The organism is Nitrospirota bacterium (assembly GCA_040752355.1).
Lineage (GTDB): Bacteria > Nitrospirota > Thermodesulfovibrionia > Thermodesulfovibrionales > Dissulfurispiraceae > JBFMCP01.
In genome coordinates, this window is sequence record JBFMHE010000011.1 from 107,235 (window position 1) to 114,138 (window position 6,904).

General features: G+C 62.1%; 6 protein-coding genes and 1 riboswitch. Of the genes, 5 read left to right on the top strand and 1 reads right to left on the bottom strand.

Annotated elements, in window-relative coordinates; translation table 11 throughout:
* Positions 1 to 150: 150 nt before the first annotated feature.
* Positions 151 to 238, top strand: a riboswitch (cyclic di-GMP riboswitch).
* 104 nt (positions 239 to 342) lie between these two features.
* A complete protein-coding gene (locus AB1805_09790) occupies positions 343 to 1,785 on the top strand; it encodes a caspase family protein (protein MEW5745710.1) in 1,443 nt (480 codons plus the stop codon).
* 33 nt (positions 1,786 to 1,818) lie between these two features.
* Here AB1805_09790 and AB1805_09795 read toward each other — a convergent pair whose 3' ends face one another.
* Positions 1,819 to 2,700, bottom strand: coding sequence for an isoaspartyl peptidase/L-asparaginase (locus tag AB1805_09795; protein ID MEW5745711.1), 882 nt, complete (start codon positions 2,698 to 2,700; stop codon positions 1,819 to 1,821).
* A 332-nt stretch (positions 2,701 to 3,032) separates the two neighbouring features.
* Here AB1805_09795 and AB1805_09800 point away from each other — a divergent pair, with 332 nt between their 5' ends.
* The 4 genes from AB1805_09800 to AB1805_09815 all read left to right on the top strand — a co-directional run.
* Positions 3,033 to 4,934, top strand: coding sequence for a methyl-accepting chemotaxis protein (locus AB1805_09800; GenBank protein MEW5745712.1), 1,902 nt, complete (start codon positions 3,033 to 3,035; stop codon positions 4,932 to 4,934).
* 12 nt (positions 4,935 to 4,946) lie between these two features.
* Positions 4,947 to 5,291: an STAS domain-containing protein gene (locus AB1805_09805; GenBank protein MEW5745713.1), complete on the top strand. Its 345-nt coding sequence runs from the start codon at positions 4,947 to 4,949 to the stop codon at positions 5,289 to 5,291.
* Positions 5,291 to 5,656 (top strand): response regulator, encoded by a 366-nt coding sequence (locus AB1805_09810; GenBank protein MEW5745714.1) that lies wholly within the window; start codon positions 5,291 to 5,293, stop codon positions 5,654 to 5,656. Before AB1805_09805 ends, AB1805_09810 begins: the two co-directional genes overlap by 1 nt.
* A partial coding sequence (locus AB1805_09815; protein ID MEW5745715.1) for an Hpt domain-containing protein occupies positions 5,653 to 6,904 on the top strand: 1,252 nt, incomplete at its 3' end. The genes AB1805_09810 and AB1805_09815, both read left to right, overlap by 4 nt.

The following is a 6,904-nucleotide window of genomic DNA, read 5'->3' on the forward strand; positions in this document are numbered from 1 at the left end:
ATGTTGATTACGGTTTCGTCTCCGGTGGTACTCCTCGCGCTGTTCTCCTGTGATTACCAATGCCTCTCTACTCCTCTCGACCGGCGGCTCCGCGCCTTCGCGGAGAGCGCTCCCCGACGCAAGCTATTTGACAGCAGAAACGCTCTGATGTTTCCGAAAGGGTAAACCCTGGGTGACCAGGGGACACAAAGCCACGGATCCCGTTCTATGAGAAGAAGGGGATAGCCGGGTTGCCGAAGAAGCAGTACACGTCGTTAGTCCTCTAGTGACGGAAGCCTGTTTCCCCCTCGCGGAAACGGGCTTTTTGTTTGTCGAACCCGTGCACAAGGAGGACTAACGATAATGAAGCGTTTATGCAGAGCACTCGTAGCGGTCGCGATCCTTTTCGCTTCGGGTCAGGACGTGCTCGCACAAAAGTCACCGCCCAGCGCCCCTCCCCACTACATCGGCGCGCAGGCGACCGCCGTAAACCCCGACGGCACGGTACTCGCCTTCGGCAGCAGCGACTTCTCCGTTAAGCTCTGGGACATCGCCTCGGGCAAGGTGCTGCGCTCCCTGGCGGGCCACACCGGATGGATCACCTCGCTCGCCTTCAGCCCTGACGGCGCCCACCTCGCCTCGGGCAGCGGCGACCGTTCCGTTAAGCTCTGGGAGGTGCGTACGGGAAGAGAGGTCCGCACTCTCTCCAGAATGCCCGGCTGGATCACCTCCTCGGCCTTCAGTCCCGACGGGACGCTGCTCGCTTCCGCATCGATCGCCGATCCGGTAACGGCGGAAAAGGGAGCCTATACGATCAAACTCTGGGATCTCAGGACCGGCGGCGAGGTGCGCACGATCACCGACCGCTCCGGGATGGCCGGGAGGGTCTCGTCGGTGGCCTTCAGCCCCGAAGGCTACCTCTTCACCGAAGGGGAACAGGGGACGGTGATGAAACGGTGGGATGTGAGGACCGGCAGGGAGATCGATGCTATAGCGGGGATCACCGACGGCGCCGTATCGGACGAGGCGCGCCTGTACATCTTCGCAGTCGGTATCAATGAATACAAGAACGCGAAGCTGCGGCTCAAATACGGCAGGTCGGATGCGGAAGCCTTCGTGCAGGCGGTCGAGCAGCACGGACAGAAGGTCTTCAAGCAGATCGTCAAACAGACCATCTTCGATACGCAGGCCACGCGCCAGAATATCGAGGCCGCCTTCGCCCGGATAGCGGCCGAGGTGCGGCCCGATGATGTCTTCGTCTTCTACTACGCAGGACACGGGGTCATGAGCCAGCGCGAGGAGCAGAGGACGCCTGAATTCTATATGGCGCTGACCGAGGTCACCAAGCTCAACGGCGACAACCGCATGCTGGAGGAGCGGGGACTTCCCGCCCGGCTGCTGAGAGAGCTCAGCTCATCCATAAAGGCGCAGAAGCAGCTCATCGTGCTCGACACCTGCCACTCGGGCGGCGCGCTCGAGAGCTTCGCGCTGCAGCATGCGCCGGAGGAGACTTCGGGCCAGCTCAAAGGAAAGGACAAGGGGATAACCGTCCTCGCGGCAGCCGGCACCTGGCAGCCCGCTACCGAATTCAGGCAGCTCGGCCACGGCGTATTCACCTACGCTCTTCTGAAGGGACTGGGGGGCGAGGCAGACAGCACGGCGACGCCGGACGGAAAGATCACCGTCCGTGAGCTCGAGGCGTATCTCACCGCCAAGGTGCCCGAGCTGATAAAGCACTACCGGGGAAAGACCCAGGCGCCCAACAGCCTCATCCGGGGCAGCGATTTTCTTCTGGGGGCGAAATAGGGCAGCACTCACGACCTGAAACGGCGTGCCGTTTCAGGTCGCTATCCTCCTGAACGCCTCCCCTACCCTCATTCCCCGCTCGCTGATATAGCCCGAGGCCATATACGCCGTCGTGTGGGCCAGCTCGGGGCGTCCCTTATGGTCGAGCACGATAACGCCTGCGCTCCCGCCGAGGGCGCCGAGGCGTTTGAGCGAGAGCGCGGCTGCCCTGCGCGCCGTCATCTGCCGGAGCTCCATGCAGAGCTCCTTTGCAAGGGCGCGCCGGAGGATGGCCTCTCCGGTACCGGTGCAGGCGACCGCGCCGGCGCCGTTCTCCGCATAGATTCCCGCTCCGATGACCGGCGTATCCCCGACCCTCCCCGGAAGCATGGCAGCGACCCCCCCGGTGGAAGAGCCTGCGGCAACGGTCCCCTGCAGGTCGCAGGCGACGGCGCCGACCGTGGAGAAATACTTCTCGAAGAGCGCCGCCGCCTCTTTCCGTCTCTTCTTGTCGCGAGCCGCCATGGCGAGGTCCTCCCTCTCCGGCTCGGGCAGGAGCTCGAGCCCCTCAGCCTCGGCAATCCTCCGCGCACCGATATGGGTAAAGACGATGTTGGGGAGCTCCATTACGACGCGGGCGGCGCGGATGGGGTTCCGTATCCCTTCGAGCCCTATGACCGCTCCTGCCCCTGACTGCTTTCCTTCCATGAGAGCGGCATCCAGTCTTCTCGTTCCGTCGAGCTGCACCCTGCCGCCCCTTCCTGCATTGAACACGCCCGAATCCTCCAGGAGAACGATCGCTTCCACCACCGCATCCAGGGCGCTTCCGCCCTGCTCGAGCAGCCGATAGCCGGCGGTAAGCGCCCGGGTGAGCATATTCAGCGCCCGCGGCCCCGGTGCGCGGTCTCCGGCGCCTCCGTGAACGACGAGTATCATAACTTCCCTCCCTTCGTGCCTGTTTTCCTCTTTTAATTATAGGGCTTCGTAACCGGTCCTGCTCACGAGCAAAGCTCTCTAATAATGATTGATGGCCTGGGGCGGGGCATAGTGTCTGGAAAAAATTCCATACCTATGGAATCCATTCCAGAACGGCGGGGCTGTTCCTGTTTGAATTCTGATTGTTAATCAGCATCCTGACCGTTGGCATTGTTCTTGCGTTTTCTCATATGCCTTTAGCAGCCTGCACTCTTCAATAAGGCGCCTCTACTGCCGCAATCGGTGCAGTGCTCATCAAATGAATAAAAGCGACGATAACAGATAAGGTGATAATGATAACTTTAGCGCATTTCTTGAGGAAAGAAAGAAAGGAGCCGCCGGGCGGAGCCGGCATCCCGGCAGCCGACCCCGTCGATGGGAGCCGGGAGCGGGCGCTCGCTGCCCTCGGCAGCGCGCTGCAGGAGTGGCCATCCCGGCTGACCGCGGCAGCGGAAGGTTTGAGCAGCGTCTCGAAGAGCACGGAAGACGAGTTCCTCTCCCTCGGCATGAGCCTCCAGACCTTTTCCTCGGGGTGTACCCGGAGCTCCGCTGCCGCAACCTCGATCGTCTCGATGATCGACGGCGGCAGCGGCTTCGATGCCGCGGCCTTCAAGCGTCTCTTCGAAGAGGCCCATGCGGAGGTCGAGTCCTGCGCACGGGCCATTGCCGGGGGCGTTGCAGGAGTGGGCGCGTTGAATGCGAAAATCGAGGATATCGTCGGCCTGCAGGAGTTTCTCCGGAAGCTCTCCCGCTCCATTACCATCCTCGGCACAGTCATGCGCATCGAGACCGCCCGCGTCGGCGAGAGCGAATTCACCGTCATGACCTCTGTCGTCGATACCCTCGCCCAGGAGATCGAGACGCACAATGCCGAGATCGCGTCCATTGCCAAGGCGGTGAAGCTGCGGCTGACGGCTATCAGCGACCGGATGACGGCGGGGCTCGCTACGTTCGGAGAGGCGCTCGCAGCCAACCGCGGGCAGATACAGAACGTCCTCAAAGAGATGGATGCGATGGCGGCGCAGGCGAGAGGAGCATGCCGGCAGATCGAAGAGCGCGTCGGCCGTATTGCTCCTGAGACGGGCAGCGTGGTCGCGGCCCTTCAATACCACGATATCTGCCGTCAGCAGATCGAGCATGTCGCCGAGGTGCTCCAGGAAGCAGCGGCGAAGGTCGCCGCGTACCGCGCCCTGAGCAGCGCCGAGCAGGCGGCGCTTGGCGCCTGGGTCGCCGATGCGCTCCGCATCCAGATTTCCCAGCTCAGGCATGTGATCAACGAGACCGACGCTTCGGCGCGGGGGATATCCGAGCACCTCGCCTCCATCGCCTCACTCGCCCGGGCCCAAGCCGGGGAGGTGACGGCGCTCCTCAGCGGCGACGTTTCAGGAGGCGACCGCATCACGAACATAGGAAGCAATCTCGAATCGCTTTCACGGCTGCTTTCCGAGAGCAGGGAGATGATTACCGAGATGGTCAATGCCGTATCCGCAGCGGGCGAAAATATCGGCGTCATGTCCCGCCAGGTGGCGAATATAGAATCCATCAGCGAAAACATCAATCTCCTGGCGCTCAATACCATCATCAAGGTCTCCCGCACCGGTGAGGCCGGACGGGGGCTGGGGGTCCTCGCGGACGAGATCCGCAAGCTCGCCGTCAGCGCCAACGAGAAAATCGGGAAAGGTGCGGAGACCATAACCGCCGTCCTCGCCGCTGCGGAAGAGTTCAAGCAGTCCCTTTCCGAGGAGTTCAATAAAAAGCTCGCTTCAACCGATGCGATACTCGGCAGGACGCAGGAGACCGCAAAGGAGCTCATGCAGGCGGATACAGCGATGAGGGAGGCCCTCGGGGCGTTATCGGACAAGACCAGAGAGCTCGAGGCGGAGATCACGCGCATTATACAGAGCATACGGTTCGACTCGCTCGTCAGGAGCAGCCTCCAGCGGGGGATCGGCGATCTCGAGGCGATGCAGGCCGCCATCAGTATGCATACCCGGGATAATGCTCTCCCCGGAACGATGGCCCTCTCTTCAGGCGTCGATGCATTGACCCACCGGTACACCATGCAGAGCGAGCGTGCGGTCCACGAGACGACGCTGAAAGCACATAACGATAACGGCAACGGGACTTCCGGGATTTCCGGCGCGGGCAGGGAAAAGGCGTCTGCAGACCTCGGGAGCAACGTGGAGCTCTTCTAGGAGGGGGTACGTATGGAATGCACTCTGGAGCAGTCGGGAGCAGTCGGGGTATTGAAGATCGCGGGAGACCTTACCGTCATAACCTCGGGGGCGCTCAAGTCGGCGCTGATGAATTCGCTCGAAAAGGTGGACCACCTGGTGCTCGATCTCGAAGGGGTGGGCGAGGTCGACCTCTCCTGTCTCCAGCTGCTCTGCTCCGCCCACCGCACCTCGGCGCGGCTCAACAAGCAGCTGACGGTAGCCAACAGCCGTCCCGAGGCATTCCGCCAGGCGGTCGCCGCAGCAGGGTATGGACGGCATATCGGGTGTTCCTTTGATACCTACAGAAACTGTATCTGGTTAGGAGGTAACGGCTGATGGGAAAGAGCATCATGACCGTGGATGATTCGGCGAGCATACGGCAGATGGTGAGCTTTACGCTTAAAGAGGCCGGCTACGAGGTGATCGAAGCGGTGGACGGCAGGGACGCTCTCTCGAAGCTCAACGGGGCCTCCATACACATGGTCATTACCGACCTCAACATGCCCAACCTCGACGGCATCGGCCTCATCCGTGAATTGAGGGGGAACCCTGCCCATAAGTTCACGCCCGTCATCATGCTGACTACCGAGTCGCAGGATGGCAAGAAGCAGGAAGGAAAGGCCGCCGGCGCCACGGGCTGGATCGTCAAGCCCTTTCAGCCCGACCAACTGCTGGCGGTGGTAAGGAAGGTGCTGGGATGAGCAGCAGCGCCGACCGGCACAGGGAAGCCTTCAGGGAGGAGGCGAACGAGCTCCTGGCGGAGCTCGAGACCGCGCTGCTGGAGCTCGAAGAATTTCCCGGGGATGCGGAACTCGTCGGCCGGGTATTCCGGGCCATGCACACGATCAAGGGGTCCGGCTCCATGTTCGGCTTTGATGATGTGGCGGCCTTCACCCATGAGATCGAGACCGCCTTCGACCTGATCCGCAACGGCAAGATGGCGGTAACCAAAGAGATCATCGATCTCACGCTCGCCGCACGCGACCAGATCAGGGCGATGATCAGTCCTTCCGAGAGCACGGTCGTCGACGTGGTTCGTGCCGGGGAGATCGTCGCCGCCTTCAAGGGAATGCTGCCGGGAGGCTCGCCGAAACCCGGACAGGGGACAGCACCCGCAGCCGCTCCCGCGGACGCTGCTGCGGAGTCTTCTGCTGCGCCGGTAACGTACCGGATCAGGTTCAAGCCGATCCCTTCGATCTTCATGACCGGTACCAACCCCCTCACGCTGCTCGGCGAGCTCTCCCGGCTGGGCAAATGCACGGTCGTCGCCCAGACCAGCGGCATCCCCCTCCTCGACGAGATGGACCCGGAGCTCTGCCATACCTCATGGAACATTATCCTGACCACCGATAGAGGTATCAACGCGATCAAGGACGTCTTCATCTTCATTGAGGATGCTGCCGACGTGGAAGTCGACCGTATCGATGACGGGATCCACCCCGACCTGGATTACAAAAAGCTGGGAGAGATCCTCATCGAACGGGGAGATATCACGCAGGAGGAGCTCTCGAAGGTACTCGCCTCTCAGAAGAAGATCGGCGAGCTGCTCGTCGAGTCGGGGACCGTCGAGCCCGAGCGGATACAGACCGCGCTGGTCGAGCAGCAGCACATCAGGGAGGTGCGCAAGGAGCGGGAGGCGAGCGAATCGATAGCGAGCGTGCGAGTCCCCTCGGAGAGGCTCGACAAGCTGGTAGACCTCGTCGGCGAGCTCGTCACGGTCCAGGCGCGCCTCAGCCAGACCGCGGCAGGGGAAGGGAATCCCCGGCTGCTTTCGATAGCAGAAGAGGTGGAGCGGCTTACCGAGGAGCTCCGGGATAACACCATGAACATCCGGATGCTGCCGATCGGCAGCACGTTCACGAAGTTCAAGCGTCTGGTGCGGGATCTTTCGAAGGAGCTGGGCAAGGAGATAGAGCTGACGACCGAGGGGGCAGAGACCGAGCTCGACA